Raw genomic sequence first — 24,587 nt, 5'->3', positions numbered from 1 at the left:
TATTCGCAAACTACAAGATAAAGCTAAAACTTCATATACTCTAAGCACAAGGAGGTTGAGGTTTGGCTATGAACAACAGTTTAGCAGAAGTACACCCAGAGCTTATTACGGAATGGTCGGAGAAGAATTTACCGCTTACACCTGATGATATTACCTTTGGTTCAAATAAAAAAGTATGGTGGAAAGGTACTTGCGGACACGAATGGCTGACAAGCGTTAAGGCTCGTTCTAATGGAGAAAAATGCCCGATATGTTCCGGTGCGAGAGTGATTGCAGGTATTAACGATTTGGCGACATTAGAGCCGTTACTGGCAAAGCAGTGGTCAAAAAAGAATAAGATAAAACCGACAGAGGTTTCTATTGGTTCTCATAAGAAAGTGATTTGGAGATGTGAGAAAGGACACGAGTGGGAAGCTGCCGTTAAGAGCAGGACAATAAATAAAACAGATTGCCCGTATTGCTCCCATAACAAAGTGTTGGCAGGATTTAATGACCTTGCAACACTTCTGCCGGATATAGCTGCCGAGTGGTCGGACAGAAATTATCCGTTACTTCCAACTCAGGTTACGGTCTTTGCCAATCGTAAGGCTTGGTGGAAGTGTAAGTATTGCGGCAGAGAGTGGAACACCCTTATTTCTACCCGTTCCGGTGGGAGCAAATGCCCGTATTGCAGTGGGTACATATTCATGAAAGGGTTTAACGATTTGCAGACAACACACCCTAAAATTGCTTCGGAGTGGTCGGAGAAGAACTTGCCATTGAAGCCTGATGAAGTAAATGCAAAGGCGAGAAAAAATGTCTGGTGGAGGTGTAGTAAATGCGGTAACGAGTGGAAATCAGTTATCAATGCCCGTGTGAAAGGTACGGTATGCCCAGTTTGTGCGGAGAGAGAAGTCCTTGCCGGATATAATGATTTGGCGACAACAGATAATCAGCTTCTTAGCGAATGGGATTATGAACAGAATAAACTGAAGCCGACAGAGGTATCACGAACTTCAGCGAAGAGAGCGTGGTGGAAATGCAGGCACGGTCATTCATGGAGTATGAAGATCAATGAACGGACAATTCTCGGAAAAGGTTGCAGGATATGTGAGCAGGAGTATTTATCAGTGTTTCCGGCTTTTGCCCTCAGTTATTATTCACATATGAAAGGATTGAAAATCGAACTCGGCTCAGACAGAGTTTTAGGGATACCGCTTGATACTTATATTCCATCTGAACAGGTGGCGATTGAAGTGAACAGCGGTTCAGAAGATATGGAAATCTTAAAAGAACATCTCTGTCAGCAAAGAGGAATTAAACGGATCAAGTTGCCTATGAAAACCAATGAAACAGAAATCGCTTATGCTCAGCGTATCAAAGCAGCCTTTCAAAGCGTACATATATTTATTACTTCAGATACGGAAGAAGATGTCGGGACTATCAGAAACGTATTTGAGAACTGGAGGAACAGCCAATGAGAGAAAAGAAATATCATATTTACTTAACAGCCGAAGAACAGAGCAGAATTATTCAGTCACTTATCCGGCTGAAAAATGAGCTTCTCGAACAAGGCAGATATACTGACGCAGTGGATGATGTTCTCTGCAAGGTATTGGCAGCCAAGAAGAAGCATAATTTATTCATCTAATCAAATTGCCCAGAATATAAGAGGACCGCCTACACCGAAGTGCAAGCGGTCTTTTTAATGGGAATATTATCCATACAAACTTGAATTGAGATTTCATGTATTCCAAGGAATTTAATAATTGTTATATTTTATTATCAAATATCTCTCAAGCCCTTGAAAACACTAAGTTTATCGCAGGTGAGCTTTCCCTTATTGTTTCCCTTGTATTATATTGTCCCACCAGTGTTTACGAACTCTGATAAGGGCAAATACAAGGGCAAGAAAATCCTATAAAACAGTATAACACAAAATTAAAACGACATGGTGAACTGATTGAAATGCTTCTATTTTTTTAACGAATGATTGATTGAACGATAAGGAGATTTGATACGATGAGAACGATATTTGCAGAATACAATTCTTGACAGAAAATGTTAGCAGACTTACAATTATTCTGGTTTCAAATGATTCACAATTTTTGATGTACAATTTGATATTATAAATGAAAATACAGACATTTTGACACCTGAATTTTATAAAAAAGGAGTTTATCAACATGACACAGGAAAAACAAATGACAAATCCACTTGGTACCGATAGAATTTCCACGCTGGTGGCACGTTTTGCTGTTCCAAGCATTATCGCAATGCTTGTCAGCGCCGTTTACAATATCGCTGACCAGCTTTTTATCGGAAATGCAGTCGGCACGCTCGGAAATGCTGCAACCAATATCGCCTTTCCACTCTCTATGCTCTGCACTTCGCTGGCACTGCTTTTTGGGATCGGCGGAGCAGCAAGCTTTAACCTTCATATGGGCGCTGGACGAAAAGAGGAAGCTCCTTATTATATCGGCAACTCCATCACTATGCTGCTCTCACTCGGATTTCTTTTACTGCTTATCACCGAACTGTTTTTAAATCCGCTGTTAGTGCTCTTTGGTTCCCCGGCAGATGTACTCCCACTGGCAGAGCAATATGTCCGCGTCACAGCGGTCGGTTTTCCATTTCTGATCTTAACCATCGGAAGCGGTCACCTGATCCGTGCGGACGGCAACCCGAAAATGGCAATGTTTGTCACAGTTTCAGGTGCTGTCATTAATATTGTCTTAGACGCACTGTTCGTATTCGGTTTCCAATGGGGAATGTACGGTGCTGCCTGGGCGACTGTCATCGGACAGATCATCTCCGCTGCGATCGCGATCCGTTACCTCATGCATTACCACACTGTGACATTAGAAAAACAGCATTTTATCCCTTCCGGGAAAGTTCTCGCACAGATCTGTTCCCTCGGCATGTCCTCAGGCATTAACCAGATTGCCATGATGATCGTGCAGATCGTCATGAACAACCTGTTAAAACACTACGGCGCACAGTCCGTTTATGGCGAATCCATCCCGATCGCCTGTGCCGGAATTGTCATGAAGGTAAACCAGCTTTATTTTTCTATTATTATCGGACTGTCCCAGGGAAGCCAGCCAATTGAAAGTTTTAATTACGGTGCAAAGCAATACAAACGGGTGAAGGACGCTTTCCTTCTCGCAGCGTCAGTCGGTGCGGTTGTATCCATTATTTCCTTTTTGCTGTTCCAGCTTTTCCCGAGACAGATCCTTGGTCTGTTCGGAAGCGGAAGCGAAGAATATTTTGAGTTCGGTGTCAACTATTTCCGAGCCTTCCTGTTCTTCACCTGGTTAAACTTTTTGCAGCCGATCTCCTCGATGTTTTTCAGTTCCATCGGAAAAGCGTACAAGGGAACTTTCCTCTCCCTGACCAGACAGATCCTGTTCCTGCTGCCGCTTATCGTTGCACTGCCGCATTTTTTCGGCATTATGGGCGTACTTTATGCAGGACCGATTGCCGACCTTCTGTCCTTTGCAGTCGGTCTTAGCATGGTGATCGTTGAATTCAAACATATTAATAAGCTGGAAGCTGAGCTGGCTTAATATTATCCTTTACCCCAACACCTTCTCCAGCTCCTCCACAACGATCTTAAGAGCTTTGATCCGGGCATATTTCTTGTCGACAGACTCTAAAATATGCCACGGAGCATAGGAGGTGCTGGTCTTTTGGATCATCTCATTGACCGCTGTCTCATACGCATCCCATTTGTCACGGTTGCGCCAGTCATCGTCTGTGATCTTCCACTGTTTTTCCGGTGTATTCTGTCTCTCATTAAAACGCTCAAGCTGCGTATCTTTGTCAATCTGCACCCAGAATTTGATGATCACAGCGCCCCAGTCGTGAAGTTCTTTTTCAAATTCGTTGATCTCATTGTAGGCGCGCATCCAGTCATTTTCACTGCAAAATCCCTCCAGACGCTCCACCATCACTCTTCCGTACCAGGTGCGGTCAAAAATAGCGATATGTCCTGTTTTCGGCAGTCTCGTCCAGAAACGCCACAGGTAATGTCTTGCTTTCTCATGAGGTTCCGGGCTTGCGATCGGATGAACTTCGTAACCGCGCGGGTCGAGCGCTCCTGCGATCCGCTTGATATTGCCGCCTTTTCCTGCTGCATCCCAGCCCTCATAGGCAATGATGACCGGCACTTTTTTCCGGTAAAGACGATTGTGCAGCTCACCGAGCCGGTTCTGCAATTCTTTCAGTTCTTTGCGGTACTCGTCCGTCTCAATCTCTTTGTCTAACGGCACTTCTGACAAAAGCGGCATTGGGACTAACGGGAAAACATTCTGCAAAAGAGGCACTGCCAGTTTCTGATTACTCAACGCAATATCCCCTTGTTTCCCGCCAGCCTTTCACATACCATCTTATCACGACATATATTACCTGTACCAATAACAATAGAAACAGTAGATTGACTGGTAATATTGTCCTTATCCAATCTGCGAAATAGATTGCTATTGCCATACTTACGAGTATCACCATTATGGTAATCATATCCCAACAGTATTTCTTATATAGCCCTGCAATCTTTATTTCGATGAATGCCAAAAGTATTCCCACACCCACCAGACATCCACCGGAAATCAGTATTCTTATCATCCAGTATATAATTCCGGCAACGACAGGATTGGATATTCCATTGCTAACCTGTGCCACATTCTTCCCTGCCAGTATAGTCAATCCTGCAATGTTCTGTATAAAAGTGGCGATTGTATCAAAGAATACCACGCAATCAGAAATAAATATTTTTGACCGTATCATCTGAAAAAGAGTAGTTGATACGGAATACCATATCAGCAGAAACATCAATGCTTCATACATGGCTGTTTTTGTTTTATATCTGCCTTCCAGTTTTTCTCTCTGCGTATCATACTTTTCCTTGGCTTTCAGATAAGCTGTCTGGTTACAGTTCCCACACTTTTGATAGAGTACCGGCTTTTCAACCGGTATCTCTACTTTTTTCTGATGAGAGAGTGCATAGTCCCGTTCCTGTTCTGCCTGCCTTAGCTTATCTTGACATTCCTCTGTCATGATTTCGGCAGCGTGCGTTTTCTTTTTCTCGCTCTGCAATAATTCTTTTGTTTTCCTCAAGTCGTTCTTTAAGGCTTGAATGTTCCCTGCTCTGTTCTCGCTGTTTAACCTCTCGTTCAAGGTCAGCGATTCGTCGAGCTGCACTTTCAGTTCCCTGATAGTCCGATCTTTCTGTTCGAGTTCGTCCTGCATCTGCTCCGTCAGCAGCAGCAACTCTTCCAGTTGATCGTCGCTCTTTGAGTTTTCGTATTCTGTCATCTATATCCCTCGCTTTCTCTATCTGCTGTTCAAGGTCAGTAATTCGCTGTTCTGTTTCTGCAATAGCCGATTCTCGCTGTTTAATCTCTGTGCTAATTCCTGCCATTGCTGATTCTCGTCTGTAAGCTTCTGTATCTGGTCTGTCTTTTCTTCCAGAAGCATCAACAGTTCTTCTGTATCCGGTAAGATTTGTAGCAGCTCTGACAATTCTTTCTCTAATTGCTGCAATCGTTCTTCCTGCTCCTGAAAGCACATCAGCTTCTCGTCCTTTTCCTGTATCTCCTGAAGCATCTCTGCCATGATATTCTGCTGTTCCTCGATCTGTGTAATCATTGCTTCCATCATGGGAATTACTTCTTTGCTTTCTTCTAATGTCATTCAACCACTCCCTCCACATCGACAATGCACCGGACACCTTACCAAAGGTTGCGATTACCTTTTTCAGTAGTGCATTTTGTTTTTTAATCATCTGGTTTTCCTCTACCTTCCATGAACCTTTCCTTATCTGTCCGGTGAGATATTTTTTCTCAATCTTCCTTGCATCTGCACCCTCATGGATAGTAGGGACTTTTAATTTTCCCTGTCTTTCATAAGAGCGGTGGTCAATCTGATTGTCTATGGATAAATGTCGGTTACACATCTTTGCCCATTCGCTTCGCCATAACTCACAATTTTTTGGATTGTTCCAGCCGGTAGCATCGGTCAGAACCCGTTTCCATTGTTTTCTGTTTCTTGCCCCGACTTTCTGTACTCCGTTTTCATCAAGTACCGGAATACGGATTCCATGCCGGTCAAGATTTTTCTTATCCTGCCACCAGTCAGGGTGGGATTCATCAACCACGATATTTCCGTCAGTATCTCTGACAAAATCCCAGTCCTTGACTTCTTTGTTGCCCCATGAGTGATCCGGATTGAATGATCGCATGGTTACAAGTAAATGCACATGTGGGTTTCCATCGCCCTTGTCGTGTATGCTCCAGTCGGCACACATTCCCTTGTCCACGAAAGTCTTTTGAATATATTCGGTTGTATAATCAATCTTTTCCTGTCTGCTCCATTCTTTCGGTAAGGAAAATTCAAATGAGCGTCCAAGCTGTGCATCTGCATTTTTTTCTATCTTCAAGACCTCATTCCATAGCCGCTGTTTCTGAAATGTGATTTTAAACTTTTCCAGTGCGGCTTCCTTATCGTCCGCTCTTTTATAACGGATAGACTGTTGAAACCTTTTTATATTTTCTTCTGGTACATGCAGCCATTCAGGAGGTGCATTTTCGCACATCATCAGACTGGTGTAGACAACTTCCTTTTTGGAAGTATAGTAACTGATCCTGCCTGTTTCCTCATTCTTCATCACATCTCCATTAAGATATGCCGATGTGGATATGACAGATTTTCCTTTACTGCGTCCGACAATCTTTACTGTAAAATGAAATATCGCCATGATACGATTCCCCCTTTCTGCCGTATCCGGCATTGATTTCCGACAGCATCTTCTTCTGGTTTGACAGGAGTGAAGCTGTCGGAACGCCCTCTGCGCAAGAGTGCCCCCTGCGGCATGAGCAGGTCTGGCTGAAAGCCCCGCCGACGGAACGAGCCCGGCAAGCGTAAGCGCAGACCGGTTGCCACTTGTGGCAAACTTATAAGGACGACCTCTGGTTGTCCATAAGTGCGCCCTTCATTCAAAGGCAATGAAGGGAATGGAAAACCCACTCCCTCCGCCATTACACTTCCTCCATGTCTGTAACTAATTCTTTCTGCATCGCTTTTGAGAAAAACTTCCCGTTTGTTTCCTGCCTTTTTAAGAAGCCTATCAACTTTGGTAAATCTTCCTCCTCAATCGGACAGCCAAGAACTGATTCCACCGCTCCTCCAATCTGACAGAGCCTGTGGGTTCGTTTTTTACTTTCTTCCGCTTTCTTTCTCTTTTCCAGTTCCTTCCGCTGTGCTATCAGCTTTTTTGTAGCTTCAATGCTTTCCTGTTCCTTTTTCTCTAATGCACGTATTCTTTCTTCATAAGTCTTTGTTGATTTCGCCATATCGTCTTCATCCTTTCTTTTTCCGGTAAACAACAGTTCCCGGTTGCATATCAGGAGAAGCACATGGTATAATCCTCTTGCGTGTAGGTATATCATGGCTTCGGTCTGATAGAACCTTTGGCGGTTTCGTAGGAAGCCGCCTTTTTAAGTTGCCACATTTCTTGTGACAGCTTTTACATTTCCTTTATCCCTCAGATCTCGCCCCTCGTTGGCTTCCATGAACTTTTCCAGAATGTCAGTTTTAATAAGGACTTTTCTTCCGACTTTTAATACCGGAAGCTTCTTCCATTCAACCAGCTTTCTCAAAGTGTTTCTGCCAATTCCTGTATAGTCGGCTGCTTCCTCGATGGATAATGCAATCTTTCTTTCCGTCATCTTGTCACCTCCCATTAAATTGCATTATGCAATTTTTGTTGTGCTGTTAGTATAGCGGTTTTATATTGCGTTGTCAAGCGTTATGAAATTTTAAAAATAATTATTATATTGCATATTGCAATTATGTGAGGTACATGCTATAATTCATACATACCGAAAAAGGAGGCAATCAGCATGAAAGATAAAGAACTACGCAAGCTGATAGGCAGCAGGGCAAAACAGCGTCGTCTGGAATTAAATCTGACACAGCCTTATGTTGCAGAGAAGATGGGAGTTACCGCTTCCACAATCCTGCGTTATGAGAATGGTTCGATTGACAATACCAAAAAGATGGTGCTGGAAGGTCTTTCGGAAGCACTTCATGTATCTATTGAATGGCTCAGAGGGGAAACCGATGAATACGAAACCGATATTACGGATAAGAAAGAATTACAGATTCGTGATGCAATGGGCGATATTCTCAAACAGTTACCTCTCGACCTTAGTAAAACGGAAGATGCTTTTTCCAAAGATTTACTGCTGTTGATGTTAAAGCAATATAACCTGTTTCTGGAATCATTCCAGTTTGCCTGCAAGAATTACAAGGGCAACACGAATGAAGCTGATATTGCAAAAGTAATGGGGTTTGAATCGAATGATGAATATAACGAGATTATGTTTCTCCGGGAGATCACCCACACTGTTAATGCCTTTAATGATATGGCAGATATCGTAAGGCTTTATTCCAAGAAACCGGAAATGGCAGAACAAAGGCTTGAAAATCTTTTATCAGAAGTTTTGTATGAGGATTCCGATTCGGTATAGAACGACAACCGGAGTTATGATACAATGAGCACGAGCAAGTCAGGCTGTTTACAGATTTGACGAGCGGCGAATTGGCTTATGGACTTGTCCATAAGATGCCTACACGCAAGAAGCATTTCATCAGTTCCGATTGTCTGATATCGAAAGGAGACACACGATTATGGCAAAAGGATCTGTAAGAAAAAAAGGAAAGAAATGGTACTACCGCTTCTATGTAGAAGATGCAAGCGGCAATCTGGTTCAGAAAGAATACGCTGGAACAGAAAGCAAAAGTGAAACGGAAAAACTGCTCCGTCAGGCAATGGACGATTACGAAAGCAAGAAATTCATTGCAAAGTCGGAAAATATTACAGTTGGAGAATTACTTGATATATGGGCAGAGGAAGAATTAAAGACCGGTACTCTCAGTAATGGGACAGTCCAGAATTACCTTGGTGCTATTACCAACATCAAGAAGCATCCAATTTCAGAGAGAAAGTTGAAAAATGTAACATCTGAGCATTTACAAGCCTTCTTCGATCTGCTTTCCTTTGGTGGCACTTATCCAGATGGTTCAGAAAGAAAAGGTTACAGCAAAGATTACATTCGTTCTTTCTCGGCAGTATTACAGCAGTCATTCCGGTTTGCAGTATCACCAAAGCAATATATCACTTTCAATCCGATGCAGTATATTAAGCTGAAATACCAGACGGATGAGGTTGACCTGTTTTCTGATGATGACATGGATGGCGATATACAGCCAATTCCACGAGAGGATTATGAAAGACTGATTGAATTTCTACAGGATTACAATCCACCGGCAATACTTCCAATCCAGATAGCTTATTATGCAGGACTTCGTATCGGTGAAGCCTGTGGTCTGGCATGGCAGGATGTAAATCTTGAAGAACAGTGCCTTACGATCAGACGAAGTATCCGATATGATGGTTCAAGGCACAAGAATATCATCGGACCAACCAAACGAAAAAAGGTAAGGATTGTTGATTTTGGAGATACACTGGCAGAGATTCTTCGCAATGCCCGAAAGGAACAACTTAAAAACCGAATGCAGTACGGAGAACTTTACCACAAAAACTACTACAGAGAAGTAAAAGACAAAAACAGAGTTTACTATGAGTTCTATCATCTGGACGGAACAGAGAATGTTCCAGAAGATTATAAGGAAATATCCTTTGTCTGCTTAAGACCGGATGGAAGTTTGGAACTGCCAAGCACGTTAGGAATTGTTTGCAGGAAGATTGCTCAGAAACTGGATGGATTTGAAGGATTTCATTTTCACCAGTTGCGACACACCTACACAAGCAACCTTCTGGCAAATGGAGCAGCTCCGAAAGATGTACAGGAACTGTTAGGACACTCAGATGTCAGTACCACAATGAATGTCTACGCCCATTCCACAAGAAAAGCCAAGCGGGAATCCGCAAAGTTACTTGATAAAGTGGCAGGCAACGACTAAATAAAACTTTCCCTTATTTCCCTTACGATTATCTCATAAGGGCAAAAATAAGGGAAAATACATATCATTTCACTAATGAATGGGCTGAAAAGCCTGTAAAATAGGGAAAGTTAGAAAGATATTTCGGCAAACTTGAATTGACCGAGCTGATAGTTACCGTTTTCTAACACTCCATTCATCATCTTGAGCTTTTCTTTCAGCATAGTAACCGCAAGGCATATCCTTTAGAATACCAACAGAATTATCTAAGTCGAATACTGATTTTAAGGATACTAACTTTGCTTCGTCTGTTTCATGTGCTTTTCCACATAGAAATTGCCACATTCCATCATCTTCATCATGTGATACATACAAAATAGGTTCTCCATTCTCTAATATGTGGCAACAGGTTATTGTAGCTGTATTTGGTGCGTCATAAAATGGGAATTTCATATTTAACACTCCTTTCAAACTTGAAGTTATCTCTTTATATTTTCGTCAGCATACGAATATACTTTATTCCAAAATGCGTCATAATCATTATTAATAGCAAGTTTTGAATAGCAAATATCTGCCTCCTCTTGTGAAGGTTTCTTTTCAAAAGTAATTAGTACTTCTGCTTCTTCCGTCAATCCCATATTAGTCAAAGCATCAATAATATTCCCATAAGATTTAAAATCTAAACCATTCATAGCTAATTCCGTGTCATAATCAATGACTGTTATGATATTTCTAATCCAAGATGGTAATTTATATAACTCACTTCTTACTTCTGGATATTCATAAATATCTGCCATTGCCTGAACAAAGTCCTCACCATTACTAATTTCTGATAATGCATCATCTATAAAACTCATCTACATTCGCCCCTCCGAAAAATCCCGATTTGTTTCTATCTTTATTTCTTAATTATACACGGGATTTGAAGCTTTTTCTACTTATCTATTGTTCTAAAATCTCTCTCAAAAAAATAATTAAAAAAATTTATAAAAAATAGGGTGTCAAAAGCCTGAGCAATTCCAAATAAGTGAAGGGAGTAATTCCAATCAACAAAAATGGAACGCCTTCCTTTGAAATTTAGAACTGAATATACAGGTCACTAAGACGTTAATTCTGATGATAGCCACCTTATCGGGTACGCCATAACTTTTGTGGATGCAGAACAGCGAGAACTCCCGGTATGAGTGTCAGGTTGCTCCTGACATGGCGATGACAGTCAGAAAGATAATGATACTTCTCTAAGGAGCTGGCGGAGTACCCGGCAGAGGTTAGAATCCTATGATACAGATCAGCAGTCTGTTCCTTAGTGGCTTCCCATGAGCGATACGCTCGGCAAGGGGTGTTGAGAACAAATGTTGCCACGACCGTTTAGGAAATGAAACGGTCAGGTACATAGTCATTCTACAATGGCTATGAATATTCAGGAAAGGAGGACGCAAGAAGTGTCAAACTGCAAAACGATTGCCATCTGCAATCAGAAAGGCGGAGTAGGAAAGACCACCACTTCGGTCAATCTCGGAATCGGTCTTGCAATGCAGGGAAAGAAAGTATTACTTGTTGATGCAGATCCACAGGGAGATTTAACCACTTGTCTGGGGTGGCAGGATACGGACAGTCTGGGTATCACGCTTGCAACGAAATTAACAGATGTGATGAATGAAACGATGAATGACCCGATGGTTGGAATCCTGCACCATGATGAAGGAGTTGATCTTATTCCAGCAAACCTTGAGCTTTCAGCAATGGAGTATAACCTGATGAATGCCATGAGCAGAGAAACCACGATGAAAAATTACTTGAATCAGATTAAAGACAGATATGATTTTGTTGTGATCGACTGTATGCCATCGCTTAGTATGGTAACGCTCAATGCTCTTTCGGCGGCAGACAGTGTGATTATTCCGGTTCAGGCTCAATATCTGCCAGCAAAAGGAATGACGCAGCTCGTGCAGACGATTTCAAGGGTAAAGAAGTATATCAATCCGGATATTAAGATTGATGGAATACTTCTGACTCTCGTAGACAGTCGGACTAATCTTGCTAAAAGTACGGTGGAAGCTCTGAGGGAAAACTTCGGGAATCATATTAAGATGTACCGGACATCTATCCCAATCGGAGTAAAAGCCGCAGAAGCTTCTTCAAAAGGCAAGAGCATTTATGGTTATGAGCCACGCAGTACGGTGTCAAAGGCTTACACCGCATTCACGAAGGAGGTGTTAGCAGATGGCAGGAAGAAAGAGCGACTTCACGCTCACGAAGCTCGATGACCTGTTTACCACGCAGGCTCAGAGAGAAGAAGAAAAGCTTTCCAAAATCCGGGATATTCCATTGGGGCTGATTGACGATTTCCCAGATCATCCTTTTAAAGTCAGGGATGATGAAGATATGTTACAGCTTATAGAGAGTATCAGGGACAGAGGGGTTATTACTCCGGCAACAGTCAGACAGAAGGAAGATGGGAGATACGAACTCATATCTGGTCATAGAAGAAAACGAGCCTGTGAGCTGGCAGGTTTTCAAACACTTCGCTGTGAAGTTGTGGATTTGAGCAGAGATGAAGCCACGATTTTGATGGTGGAGAGCAATTTTCAAAGGTCACAGATACTGCCTTCTGAAAAAGCTTTTGCGTACAAAATGCGTTTGGATGCCATGAAAAGACAGGGACAGCGAACAGATTTAACTTCGTCGCCAGTGGCGACTAAGTTATCTAAGGGGCGTTCAGATGTTGAACTTGCTGAACAAGTAGGAGAGAGCAAAGACCAAATTCGTAGGTATGTCCGTCTAACAAATCTCGTTCCTGAACTGCTTGAGTTTGTCGATCAAGGGCGAATCAAAATGCGTCCGGCAGTGGAATTGTCTTATCTTGATGAGGACTGTCAGAGGGACATCGTGGATGAAATCGACATGAACGACGCAACTCCCTCTCACGACCAGACTATCCGTATGCGGAAGTTTTTTGAGGAAGGGAAACTCACGACCGAAGTTATTCAGGCAATTATGTCGGAGGAGAAGCCGAACCAAAAAGAAAAGATTACGCTGAGTATGGACAGGGTAGAGAAGTTTATTCCGAAAAATATCAAGATCAGCCAGAGGGAGGACTTTATCTGTAAGGCATTGGAGCATTATAACAAGTATCTCAGGCAGAGGGCAGACCGTGACAGCAGATAACGCTTTTATCGTTCCCCCTTCTCACACTCTACCCCCTATAACCTACAGTTTACCTGCTGAAAATATATATTCTATCTCCATATTTATAACTATCTCATAATGTTATGGTTATCTATAAGAACCAGTCGCACAGTTGGAAAAGTGCAGGAGGTTTTGATACGATGAAAAGTTCAGATTTCTTCTTCGGCAGGTATTGGAGTAGTAACAGGGATAAAGATGCAATAAAAGTTGGACGCACTGTGGATAACTGATGCGTTCGTTTCGTTTAAGGAGGAAAAACGAATGGCAAAATTAAAAATCAAGAGGGCTGTGTCGTTTGTGATGGCAACAGTTCTCAGCCTTACCGCCTTCATGGGCGTAGGAGCGAATACCGCTTTTGCCGCAGCCGGGGAAAAGACCAACGTGTATATGGTCGATTTCCCTCGTGATGGCGATGCGAATTACGATGGCGTATGGGGACACAATAACCTGACGCTGAAAAATGGATGGCATACAGGCAGTGCCACACATACCAACCTGAAGGCAATCGGTTCTTTTTCAGGCAATGTTGGCTATTGTATTGAACCGGGTGTGCATCTGAGTATGGGGCAGTCTATGACCCAGTACGATGAAAACTATTTCAATAACATTCAGGCAAATGGCGTTATTTCCGGAGATGAGATCAGACAGTATATCGGTCGAATCTTACAGTACGGTTATCGTGGAACGATTTCCACAAGCTGGCGTTCACAGAATGAAGCTGCCGCAAACAGTATTGCCCATGCCTATGCGACACAGCTTCTGATCTGGGAAACCATCGTCGGAGAACGTGACGCAAACTTTAATCACAAAGCAGCGAGTGGTTGTAGCAATGTCAAAGATGTGGTCAATGCCGCACATCCACTTCGCAGTAAGATTTTCAGCTACTATGACTCGATGGTAGCGAGCATTCAGAAACATACGGTTGTGCCGAGTTTCTGTAACCGTTCTGCCGGTTCAGCAAAAACACTGGAACTGGAGTGGGATGGAAGCAAATATACAACAACACTGACAGATACGAACAACGTACTCTCTAATTACAGCTTCAGTGCAACTATCAGTGGGGTATCCTTTTCCACAAATGGGAATAAGCTGACGGTATCCATGGAGAAAGCACCAAGCGATGCCTTTACGATCACTGCCAGCAAGAAAAACTCTGTCCGCAGAGGTGTGGTTGTGTGGTCCGAGGGGAAACATGGCACAGGTTCCAGTGTGCAGGACGTTGTTTCTTATGCACAGGAAGTTGGCGATCCGGTCAGTGGCTATGTGAAAATGAAAGTCAGCTATGGTTCCTGCCAGATTGTCAAGACCAGTGAGGACGGAAAGGTGGACGGTATCAACTTCACAATTTCCGGTAATGGTATCAATCAGACAGTAACGACAGCGAATGGCGGTAAGTTCCAACTTGATAATCTGATGCCGGGTGTCTATACCGTAACAGAGCAGTCTATTGACAAATATGTGCCACAGGAAACACACAGAGTCACAGTCGTAGCAGGACAGGTAGCAACTGTAAACTTTAACAACGTTCTGAAAAGGGGCGACCTTCAGGTGGTCAAATCCTCAGAAGATAACCTTGTTGAGGGTGTGAAATTCCATCTTTATGGTACTTCCCTTGCAGGCATTGCAGTCGACCAGTATGCAGTGACAGACGCAAACGGAGTAGCAACTTTCAAAGATGTGCTGATCAGTGGAAGTGAACCGTATACCGTAGAAGAAGTGGATACCGAGGTACGCTATGTTGTACCGGAGAACCAGACAGCCCCTATTCAGTGGAAGTCTGTGACAAAGCGTGATTTCAGTAACATTTTGAAGAAATTTACAGTGACTGTAACTAAGAGTGACAAGGAGGAAGGCACAGCACAGGGCGATGCGACACTTGCAGGTGCAGTTTATGGTATCTACAAAGGCGAAACACTGGTAGATAAATATGTGACCGATGCGAATGGGCAGTTTACAACGAAAGAATATATCTGCGATACCGATTGGACAGTCAGAGAAATCACACCATCTGAAGGATATTTGCTTGATAAGACTATTCACAAAGTTGGAGCGGACCCGAAACTCTATGAAGTGGAACACAATCTGACTGCCAATGATGTAACTGAACAGGTCATGAAAGGAAATATCGCTATCATCAAGCATACTGATGACGGAGAAACCAAGATTGAAACACCGGAAAAAGGTGCAGAGTTTGAAGTTTATCTGAAATCTTCCGGAAACTATGACGCAGCCGAAGAAGATGAGAGAGATACACTTGTATGCGATGAGAATGGATTTGCCCAGTCAAAAGATATGCCATACGGCGTTTATACCGTCCATCAGACAAAAGGCTGGGAAGGCAGAGAACTGATGAGTGATTTTGATGTGTTCATTTCTAAAGATGGACAGACTTATCGTTACCTCATCAACAATGCAAACTTTGAAAGCTTTATCAAAGTGGTCAAAAAGGATGCGGAAACAGGTAAAACCATTCCATATGCAGGTGCAGGATTTCAGATTTACGATCCATCAGGAAATAAGGTAACTATGACCTTTACTTATCCGACACCGACAACCATCGACACCTTCTATACAGATGCAGACGGTCAGCTTGTAACACCGGAGAAACTGGAGTATGGCAAGGGATATTCACTGGTTGAGGTTCAGGCTCCTTATGGTTATGTGCTTGACAGTACACCGGTATCATTCGATGTGACAGAAGAAAATGCAACACAGGAGGGCACGATTAAATTGGTTAAGGTTGAGAAGCCGAACATGGCTCAGAAAGGTTCGATTTCTGTGGAAAAAACAGGAGAGGTATTCTTTGGTGTGAACGTATCCGGCGAGGAAGGCAAAGATGTGATCTATCAGCCGGTATACAAAGTGAAAGGTCTTGCGGGTGCAACCTATAAAATCACAGCAGACGAAGATGTGGTAACACCGGATGGAACACTCCGCTACCACAAAGGCGATGTTGTGGATACGATCACAACAGATGAAGAAGGCACTGCAAAGAGCAAGGAGCTTTATCTGGGTAAATATACCGTAACAGAAACAAAAGCACCGGAAGGCATGGTCATCAATAAAGATGGACATCAGGTAGAACTCACTTATGCCGGACAGGAGGTTGCAGTAACAGAAACTGCCACAAGCTTCTATAACGAAAGACAGAAAGTCAAGATTTCTCTTGAAAAAATGCTTGAACAGGATGAAACATTCGGAATCGGCAAGAATGATGAACTGAAAAATATCAGCTTCGGACTTTATGCAAAAGAGGACATTGTATCAGAAAGCGGTACGGTAATCCCGGCAGACGGACTGATCGAAATCATCGGACTTGCGGAGGATGGTACTGCGACAGTAGCGACAGACCTTCCGTTTGGCAGCTACTATATCAAAGAGATGACAACGGATGAACATTATATCCTGAATGATGAGCAGTATGCATTCACATTTGATTATGCCGGACAGGATACGGAAACAGTTGAAATCAAAGTCAATGACGGGAAACCGATTGAAAACAAACTGATCTATGGTTCTGTATCAGGTAAGAAAGTGGATGAAAACGGAGAAGCACTTGCAGGTGCAGTAATCGGAATCTTTAAAGCTGATGAAACAGAATTTACAGCAGAACATGCTTTTATGACTGTGAAATCCGGAGAAGATGGCAGCTTCGCATTTAAGAAAGTGCCATATGGTAACTGGATTGTCAAAGAAATCGAAGCACCGGAAGGATTTGTCCTTGATGGAACAGCTCATGCAGTCACTATTGATTGGAATGAGCAGGTCATTGAAGCGGAAATCACAAATGAATATATCCATGGCAATATCCGACTCACAAAGGTGGATGCAGATTATCCGGATAATAAGCTGACAGGAGCCACTTTTGAAGTCTACAAAGATGTCAATGGCGACGGAAAACTGGACGACAAAGATGAGCTTGTTGGAAATCTGGAAGAAACTTCTGTCGGCATTTATGAAATCCAGGAGCTGCTTTACGGAAAATATCTTGTAAAAGAGACAAAAGCCCCAGAAGGATTTGTTCTTGATGAGGGTGTTTATTCCGTATCCATTACTGAGGATGAAAAGACTTATGACGTGGAAAATAAAGCAGGTGTTGGCTTTATCAATCAGGCGATGAAAGGTAATCTGAAAATCAAAAAGACATCTTCTGACGGTAAAGTAGAAGGTTTCACATTCCGTATCACAGGTGTTAATGGTTATGACAGCACATTTACTACTGACAAGAACGGAGAAATCTTTGTGGACGGACTTCGTATCGGAGAATACACCGTTTCTGAGGTCAGTGACAATGTATCTGCCGGATATATCTTACCAGCCGATAAGAAGATTACTGTGCAGGCAGACTCAACAGTAGAGATTGAAATGCACAATGAACTTCGTGATACACCAAAAACAGGCGATGACAGCAGAACCGGTCTTTGGATGGTTCTTGCAGGTCTTTCCGCAGCGGGAATTGCGGCAACAGTCATTGCTTCCAAGAGAAAGAAGAAAAAGGAGGGCAATGAATAATGGACGCAAAGACAATCGTAGCAGTCGTATTGGTCGCCTTTATCATCGGCGGCTTTCTTTTCTTACAGAAGAAAAACAGAAAAAATAAATAACTTGAAGCGGGGGCGGAGCAATCCGCCCTTTGCTTTTGAGCAAGGAGGTCAAAATGAACCAGTTAGAGAAGATTGAGGACAGAGTTCTCTCTGTGCTTGAGTCAAATACACAGTCCCGTAGTGACGACATGGTGCTTTATCTTCTTGTCTGCAACAGTTATTCCAATAATGAAAATCCAATAGGAAAGATGCCTTTTGAAGTGGTCATGAAACATTACAGAGAGTTGAAATTGCCACATTTTGAAAGCGTCAGAAGAATAAGACAGAAGATACAGGCAACGCATCCAGAGTTAGGGTGTCTGCCTGAATATCGGAGAAACAGGAAGAAAATGCAGAAGTTATATACCGATTACGCAAGAAAGTAGCGAGGAGGATGGACCATGAAAGATAAATCAGCATTTCAGCAGAAGATCAAACTTCTGACCAAACTTTTCGATTTCGGCTGTAATACGGAAAAGAAGTTACAACAGCTCGACATGGAAAGCATTTTGAAAATCCCAGGGATTACGATACCGGATATGGCATTGATCATTGAATTTCAGAAAGAAACCAAAGCTAATAAGCTGTTTTCTTATTTGGGAGGTGGTGCTGATGAACAGCAGGCTTCGCAGTAACGATGCCAGCCGATCAGAAGATACAGAAACGACAGGAGGTGCAAGGTAAGTGGCAAGAAAATACAATCTGATCTCGGAACTCTATGACCGGACTTGCAAAACAGTAGTTGCGAATCCACAGAACTGGCAGAACTTTTTGCAGTCTGCCTGCCGGAATTATAAGCTGCGATATGATGAGCAGTTGCTGATCTATGCACAGCGTCCTGACGCTACTGCGGTACTTGAGATCGAGCGTTGGAACAGAAATTTTGGTCGATGGGTAAATCGTGGAGCGAGAGGTATTGCAGTTTTTGCTGATGAGGACCGAAAGACACAGAGATTAACTCATTACTTTGATATTTCCGATACACATGAGGGAAGATATTCCCGTCCGGTTCCACTTTGGGATATGCAGGAGGAATATACAGAAGAAGTCATTGAAACACTGGAAAATACGTTTGGACAACTGACTTACAAAAGTGTTCTTTCGGACGCAGTCATGAGTGCTGCACAGAATGCCGCAGAAGATAATCTCCCGGATTATTTGCAGGATTTGCTTTATGTTGCAGATAACAGTTTTCTTGCAGGACTGGATGAGGGTATGATTACTACCATCTATAAAAAACTTGTGACAAACAGTGTGGCATATATGATGATGACACGACTGGGAATCAATGTGGGAGAATATTTTGAAGCGGAAGATTTCAGAGATGTCACAAACTTTAATACGCAGGAAACGTTAAACGCTCTCGGTTTTGCTACAAGTGATATTTCAGAGATGGGACTTTCGGAAATATCCAAAACCATTCGGGCACTCAGCCGGAACAATCGCATCATTGAAGCGGATAGAAAATCTGAATACAATAGGGATGAAAATACAACCGAAAGGAGCGGTAAGAATGAACGAGATCACATACACGATGGTCGGGGATTACAACCTTCCGGATCTGATCTTGCCAGAACAGCCGGAGCCGGTGGTGGGCAAATGGTCACAGATGAGGAGAACATTTCTCAAGGAACAGCACAGAGTCCAGTATTACAATCTCCTGACGAAAGGAATCTTGACAAAGCATTTGTCGGAAGTACAGCAGAGGGCGAGCGAACTGGAGGAAACACTGGTGCGGGAGATGGCAGCCAGGGAGGGACTGACCGAACAGATGAAAGCGGACGACATGATGAACTGGGTTCGGCTGATGAACAACATCAGGAACTCGGCTCAGGAGATCGTGAAAGCACAGGTCATTTACGTTTAGAGTATTATGACCGAAGCCATGAAGATAAGAGCCTTCCTTTCTTCGGCAGTGATAAAGATATTAACGAGATACTCCGGACAACACCGCATTTGTCAGCATCTCTTGATGAAATCAAAGATTTTTATGAGAGGACACTGGATAATGCGGAACGGACGGAGTTTATTAAGAACATTTTTAATCATGACTACACGGAGCTGACATTGGAAGATGGAAGAACTGTTGGATACAAGACATTTCAGAATGTATTGCATCTTTGGGAAGGGCATTACGAGAATCGGACAAAGCAGAGTTATTATGACTGGGGCGTGATTGCACAGCATTTTGAAGCAATGCGATTGCTCGGAGAATTAAATGATAGAATCAAACCGCTACCGTCAATGGATGGGCAGCTAAGTTTTATTTTAGACGGACAGGCAGGGGCAGAAAAAACCTCTGCCTTTTCTTTTTCACAGGAGATTATAGATACAGTCCTGACGCATGGAAGTGGTATCTCTAATGGAAAAATGCGGATTTATGAGCAGTTTGAAAAGAGCTTATCTGCAAAAGAAAATGTTACGTTTCTGAAAAATGAATATGGCTGGGGAGGTTCTTATCCGATTATTATCGGCACAGGCATACAAGAATTGCATGATGGAAAAGGTATCAATCTTTCCAGAGGGTATGGCGAAGATGCTGAGAAAATGACACTCAAATGGACGCTGGTAGAAAAACGTATCGGGGAACTGATACGGATGGACAGATACTTAAATCCAAAGGAAAAAGAGCGTTATCCTAAGTGGCTTGAAGAACAGGAAGCCAGACGGGCAGAATTGGAGGAGAAAAGAAAGAATCGTCAAATCCTTTCGACTGCTCCAAAGGAAACACTGGAACAGGAGGTAGAGGAGGTTTCAGCAGAACATTATGAGTATCATCTTGGCGATACTGTGTATATTGGAGCTTCTGAATATGAAATCTTATCTTTTGATGATGAGAGAGTCATGCTGTATGATACGGAAATGCCATTGTTTAATAAGGAATTTAACCGTACAGAATTTGATGAGAAAGTACGGGAAAATCCGATGAATGACCATCTGAAAGTGCCAGATCAGAATACGGTGCCATTAGAAATGTTGGCACAGGCAAAGGAAATCATCAATGAGTTTTGTCAGCATGAGTATGGCTCAAATGCAGATTTTAGCAACCCGAAAGAAGTTGGTGTTGCGTTTACGACGATCACAGATGATGAGATACCGATACAGGTAAATGCCAATCTTGTAGATTTTAGTATAGACCAATATCTTGATGGAAAGTTGATTGAAAGTACAAGATATAGCTCGTTGGAGGATATGATTGAATCTGCACTTGTATATCTGGACTTTGATGATCTGACTTCCATTACGGATAAACAGCTTGAGAGGGTGTTGGAATCTAAAACACCGAGGGAAGCAGCACAGTTTGATGGCTTACCGGACTTAGCGACAAGACTTACGCTGTTTATGAAAGATTATGATTATTTTGGATATCAGGATAACGTAGAAGTCAATGAGACGGATGAGGAAGTCATCGAAAATACAAGAGATTTACTCCAAAGTCCGGATGAGGTAAGTAACATTCTTGATTACTTAAAGGAAATAGACAGAGAAGAAGTTACAGCCGAGCAGGGAAAAGAATTAGAGGGACTGATCAATGAACTCAGTGCCATGACGGTTGAACCGGAACCAATCAAACCACAGTGGGAGAAAAAAAGGAGCAAAGTCAGAAGCTTTGACTTGCACCCAGATATTCCGCTTGCGGAGAGAAATACGTTTGATCTTAGAAATCATCCGGTCGAACCAGCCGGAAAAAAGGAACGCTTTCACAGAAATATGGAAGCAATCAGGGTGCTAAAAGAGTGTGAAGCTGAGAACCGCTTTGCCACACCTGCCGAACAGATTATCTTGTCGAAATATGTTGGTTGGGGTGGTTTGTCTGAAGCATTTGATGAGCGTAACTCAGCGTGGGCAGATGAGTTTTTGGAACTTCGCAGGGCGCTTTCGCCTGACGAATATGCCGCAGCAAGAGAAAGCACACTGACAGCTTTTTATACACCACCCGAAGTGATAACTGCTATCTACAAGGCAATGGAGCAGATGGGATTTAAGGAAGGGAATCTGTTGGAACCGTCCTGTGGCATTGGTAACTTTATCGGTATGCTGCCGGAGTCAATGGCAAACACAAAAATTTATGGTGTTGAGTTAGATACGATTTCGGCAGGAATAGCACAGCAGTTATATCAGAAATCTTCCATCGCAGCACAGGGATTTGAGGAAGTCAATGTACCAGACAGCTTCTTTGATGGCGTTGTCGGAAATGTGCCTTTTGGAGATTTTAAGGTGCTTGATAAGCGATATGATAAATATAACTTCCTGATCCATGATTATTTCTTTGCCAAATCTTTGGATAAATTACGTCCAGGTGGTGTGATGGCTCTTGTAACCAGTAAGGGGACAATGGATAAAGCAAACTCGTCGGTCAGAAAATATATCGCACAGAGAGCAGACCTTTTGGGAGCAATCAGGCTTCCAAACAATACGTTTAAAGATAATGCCGGTACGGAAGTTGTGTCGGATATATTGTTCCTGCAAAAGCGGGACAGGCTCATTGATATTGAGCCAGATTGGGTACAGCTTCGCACAAACGATGATGGTCTTACGATGAACGCATATTTTGTGCAGCATCCCGAAATGATACTCGGAGAAATGAAAATGGTCAGTGGTCGCTTCGGAGAAGAAGCAACTTGCGTACCGTTTGAAAATGCGGACCTGTCAGAACTGTTATCTGAAGCAGTGGCAAATATTCATGGAGAAATCAGAGCGTATGAGGTTGAGAATGAACTGGAGGAAGAAGATAACTCCATTCCTGCCAATCCGGAGGTAAGGAACTTTTCCTATACGGTGGTGGAAGATAAAATCTATTTCCGGGAAAATTCACGTATGAATCCGGTGGAAGTATCGGCAACCGCAGAGAACCGTATCAAAGGATTGATTGCAGTTCGTGATTGTGTCCGTAATCTGATTGAATTGCAGACAGAGGATTACCCGGATGAAGATATTCGGGCAGAACAGGCTAGACTGAATACACTTTATGATAATTATACAAAGAAATATGGGCTGATCAACAGCAGGGCAAATATCTCTGCTTTTAGTGATGACAGTTCCTTTGCACTGCTATCTGCGTTGGAAGTGCTCAATGAAAATGGAGAGTTGGAACGTAAGGCGGATATGTTCTTTAAGCGGACGATCCAGCCACACAAACCAGTGACGAAGGTGGACACTGCCAGTGAAGCACTTGCTATTTCTATGGGAGAGAAAGCCGGAATCGACATGGAATATATGCAGGAACTCTCAGGAAAATCAGAAGAAACGCTGTATCAGGATTTGAAAGGTGTGATCTTTTTAAATCCGCATTATGGCTATGGAAATGTTACAGAGCCGAAGTATTTGATGGCGGATGAGTATCTTTCTGGCAATGTCCGGGAGAAACTGGTACTAGCAAAGAGAACCGCAATGCTTTATCCGGAAGATTATAAAATCAATGTAGAAGCATTGGAAAAGATACAGCCAAAAGACCTGACTGCCAGTGAAATATCTGTAAGACTCGGAGCAACATGGGTACCTCCAGAAATCTATCAGCAGTTTATGTTTGAGTTTTTAAATACACCGAATTATGCTCAGTGGAGGATTAAAGTCCACTACTCCCCTTACACCGGAGGTTGGAATATCGAGGAGAAATCTTATGACCGGGGCAATGTGAAAGCAAACAGCACCTATGGTACAGGACGTATCAATGCATATAAGATTATCGAGGAAACATTGAACCTGAAAGATGTCCGTATCTTTGATTATATTGAAGATGATGAGGGCAAAAGAAAACCGGTGCTAAATAAAAAAGAGACAGCCATCGCACAGGCAAAGCAGGAATTGATCAAGCAGGGATTTCAGGATTGGGTATGGGCAGACCCCGAACGAAGGGAGAAACTCACGAGACTGTATAACGAAAAGTTTAATAGTGTTCGACCGAGAGAATATGATGGAAGCCATATCATTTTCAGTGGTATGAATCCGGAAATTACACTCAGGGAGCATCAGAGAAATGCAGTTGCACACATTTTATACGGAGGAAATACGCTGCTTGCACACGCAGTTGGGGCGGGAAAAACCTTTGAAATGGTGGCTGCTTCACAGGAGCTGAAAAGACTCGGACTTTGTAATAAGTCTTTGTTTGTGGTACCCAACCATCTGACGGAACAGTGGGCGGCAGAGTATTTGCAGCTTTATCCGTCAGCCAATATCCTTGTAGCAACCAAGAAAGATTTTGAAACCAAGAACCGTAAAAGGTTCTGCGGTCGTATCGCAACAGGCGACTATGATGCGGTTATTATCGGTCATAGCCAGTTCGAGAAGATACCGATGTCGATTGAGCGACAGAGGGCGATACTGGAACAGCAGATTGAGGAACTGACGAATGGCATTGCTGAATTAAAAGAAAATAGAGGAGAAAGGTTCTCAATCAAACAGCTTGAAAGGTCAAGAAAAGCAGTCACGCAGAAACTCGCAAAACTGAATGATCAGAGCAGAAAAGATGATGTTGTTACCTTTGAAGAACTAGGTGTAGATAGACTGTTTATTGATGAAAGTCATTATTATAAGAATCTTTTTCTTTATACAAAAATGAGGAATGTGGGCGGAATCGCTCAGACAGAAGCACAGAAATCTTCTGATCTGTTTATGAAATGCCGCTATCTGGATGAGATTACCGGAGGAAGGGGAACGGTGTTTGCAACAGGTACGCCTATCTCAAATAGTATGGTGGAGCTTTATACGATACAGCGATACTTGCAGTATAACACGCTTGTGAAGAATAACTTGCAGCATTTTGATGCATGGGCTTCTACCTTTGGAGAAACAGTCACAGCGATTGAACTGACACCTGAGGGCTATACTTTAATAGGACGATAAAATTAACTGTCCTAAATTGAAAATACA

General features: G+C 42.8%; 19 protein-coding genes and 1 pseudogene. 12 read left to right on the top strand and 8 right to left on the bottom strand.

Translation table 11 applies throughout. The annotated features are described in order from the left end of the window. Positions 1-68 precede the first annotated feature (68 nt). The 3 genes from AB5916_RS14290 to AB5916_RS14280 all read left to right on the top strand — a co-directional run bounded on the left by AB5916_RS14290 (position 69) and on the right by AB5916_RS14280 (position 3,548). Positions 69-1,460 carry a zinc-ribbon domain-containing protein gene (locus tag AB5916_RS14290; RefSeq protein WP_368191532.1) on the top strand — a complete coding sequence of 464 codons (1,392 nt, stop codon included), beginning with the start codon at positions 69-71 and terminating at the stop codon, positions 1,458-1,460. Then, positions 1,457-1,630 carry a hypothetical protein gene (locus AB5916_RS14285; RefSeq protein ID WP_368191530.1) on the top strand — a complete coding sequence of 58 codons (174 nt, stop codon included), beginning with the start codon at positions 1,457-1,459 and terminating at the stop codon, positions 1,628-1,630. The genes AB5916_RS14290 and AB5916_RS14285 overlap by 4 nt, the downstream gene beginning before the upstream one ends. Before the next feature lie 535 nt (positions 1,631-2,165). Next, positions 2,166-3,548: an MATE family efflux transporter gene (locus AB5916_RS14280; protein ID WP_303098544.1), complete on the top strand. Its 1,383-nt coding sequence runs from the start codon at positions 2,166-2,168 to the stop codon at positions 3,546-3,548. A 9-nt stretch (positions 3,549-3,557) separates the two neighbouring features. Here the strand turns inward: AB5916_RS14280 and AB5916_RS14275 are convergent. From AB5916_RS14275 to AB5916_RS14250, 6 genes and pseudogenes are all read right to left on the bottom strand, one after another. Then, a pseudogene (locus AB5916_RS14275) lies at positions 3,558-4,337 on the bottom strand (phosphate--AMP phosphotransferase); the annotation flags it as partial. Beyond that, complete coding sequence (locus AB5916_RS14270; RefSeq protein ID WP_106789073.1) at positions 4,321-5,037, bottom strand: DUF6040 family protein; 717 nt, start codon at positions 5,035-5,037, stop codon at positions 4,321-4,323. The pseudogene AB5916_RS14275 and the gene AB5916_RS14270, both read right to left, overlap by 17 nt. After that, a complete protein-coding gene (locus AB5916_RS14265) occupies positions 5,015-6,736 on the bottom strand; it encodes a MobA/MobL family protein (RefSeq protein WP_343019554.1) in 1,722 nt (573 codons plus the stop codon). The genes AB5916_RS14270 and AB5916_RS14265 overlap by 23 nt, the downstream gene beginning before the upstream one ends. Continuing rightward, a complete protein-coding gene (locus tag AB5916_RS14260; protein ID WP_106789075.1) occupies positions 6,712-7,017 on the bottom strand; it encodes a hypothetical protein in 306 nt (101 codons plus the stop codon). Before AB5916_RS14260 ends, AB5916_RS14265 begins: the two co-directional genes overlap by 25 nt. Further along, positions 7,017-7,331, bottom strand: coding sequence for a hypothetical protein (locus AB5916_RS14255; RefSeq protein WP_041254741.1), 315 nt, complete (start codon positions 7,329-7,331; stop codon positions 7,017-7,019). Before AB5916_RS14255 ends, AB5916_RS14260 begins: the two co-directional genes overlap by 1 nt. Before the next feature lie 144 nt (positions 7,332-7,475). Further along, entirely contained in the window at positions 7,476-7,706 is a 231-nt protein-coding gene (locus tag AB5916_RS14250) for a helix-turn-helix domain-containing protein (protein WP_003505382.1), read from the bottom strand. A gap of 174 nt (positions 7,707-7,880) precedes the next feature. Between AB5916_RS14250 and AB5916_RS14245 the strand changes: the two genes are divergently transcribed. Together AB5916_RS14245 and AB5916_RS14240 are read left to right on the top strand one after the other, a co-directional pair. After that, the gene (locus AB5916_RS14245; protein ID WP_106789076.1) at positions 7,881-8,510 is read left to right on the top strand and encodes a helix-turn-helix domain-containing protein; all 630 of its coding nucleotides are present in this window, start codon (positions 7,881-7,883) and stop codon (positions 8,508-8,510) included. 160 nt (positions 8,511-8,670) lie between these two features. After that, positions 8,671-9,966, top strand: coding sequence for a tyrosine-type recombinase/integrase (locus AB5916_RS14240; RefSeq protein WP_015530038.1), 1,296 nt, complete (start codon positions 8,671-8,673; stop codon positions 9,964-9,966). A gap of 153 nt (positions 9,967-10,119) precedes the next feature. On the opposite strand, the gene AB5916_RS14235 is transcribed toward AB5916_RS14240, so the two are convergent. Continuing rightward, positions 10,120-10,398, bottom strand: coding sequence for a hypothetical protein (locus AB5916_RS14235; RefSeq protein WP_005342358.1), 279 nt, complete (start codon positions 10,396-10,398; stop codon positions 10,120-10,122). 26 nt (positions 10,399-10,424) lie between these two features. Beyond that, positions 10,425-10,802: a hypothetical protein gene (locus AB5916_RS14230; protein WP_117460232.1), complete on the bottom strand. Its 378-nt coding sequence runs from the start codon at positions 10,800-10,802 to the stop codon at positions 10,425-10,427. A 585-nt stretch (positions 10,803-11,387) separates the two neighbouring features. Between AB5916_RS14230 and AB5916_RS14225 the strand changes: the two genes are divergently transcribed. The 7 genes from AB5916_RS14225 to AB5916_RS14195 all read left to right on the top strand — a co-directional run bounded on the left by AB5916_RS14225 (position 11,388) and on the right by AB5916_RS14195 (position 24,560). Further along, entirely contained in the window at positions 11,388-12,212 is an 825-nt protein-coding gene (locus AB5916_RS14225) for a ParA family protein (RefSeq protein ID WP_055156136.1), read from the top strand. Then, complete coding sequence (locus AB5916_RS14220; protein ID WP_368191529.1) at positions 12,169-13,113, top strand: ParB/RepB/Spo0J family partition protein; 945 nt, start codon at positions 12,169-12,171, stop codon at positions 13,111-13,113. The genes AB5916_RS14225 and AB5916_RS14220 overlap by 44 nt, the downstream gene beginning before the upstream one ends. Positions 13,114-13,395: 282 nt before the next feature. Continuing rightward, positions 13,396-17,646, top strand: coding sequence for a SpaA isopeptide-forming pilin-related protein (locus tag AB5916_RS14215; RefSeq protein WP_368191528.1), 4,251 nt, complete (start codon positions 13,396-13,398; stop codon positions 17,644-17,646). 145 nt (positions 17,647-17,791) lie between these two features. After that, a complete protein-coding gene (locus tag AB5916_RS14210; RefSeq protein ID WP_368191527.1) occupies positions 17,792-18,103 on the top strand; it encodes a hypothetical protein in 312 nt (103 codons plus the stop codon). 15 nt (positions 18,104-18,118) lie between these two features. Continuing rightward, positions 18,119-18,352 (top strand): hypothetical protein, encoded by a 234-nt coding sequence (locus tag AB5916_RS14205; protein WP_368191526.1) that lies wholly within the window; start codon positions 18,119-18,121, stop codon positions 18,350-18,352. An 848-nt stretch (positions 18,353-19,200) separates the two neighbouring features. Further along, on the top strand, positions 19,201-19,584 hold the full coding sequence (locus AB5916_RS14200) for a TnpV protein (RefSeq protein ID WP_368191525.1): 384 nt from the start codon (positions 19,201-19,203) through the stop codon (positions 19,582-19,584). A gap of 329 nt (positions 19,585-19,913) precedes the next feature. Then, a complete protein-coding gene (locus AB5916_RS14195) occupies positions 19,914-24,560 on the top strand; it encodes a DEAD/DEAH box helicase family protein (RefSeq protein WP_368191531.1) in 4,647 nt (1,548 codons plus the stop codon). The last annotated feature ends 27 nt before the right edge of the window (positions 24,561-24,587 follow it).

Source organism: Blautia sp. 1033sp1_1033st1_G9_1033SCRN_220408 (genome assembly GCF_040929965.1).
Classification (GTDB): Bacteria; Bacillota; Clostridia; order Lachnospirales; family Lachnospiraceae; genus Blautia_A; species Blautia_A ammoniilytica.
The sequence above is the reverse complement of the archived record's forward strand: the minus strand, read 5'-3'. Positions and strand labels throughout refer to the sequence as shown.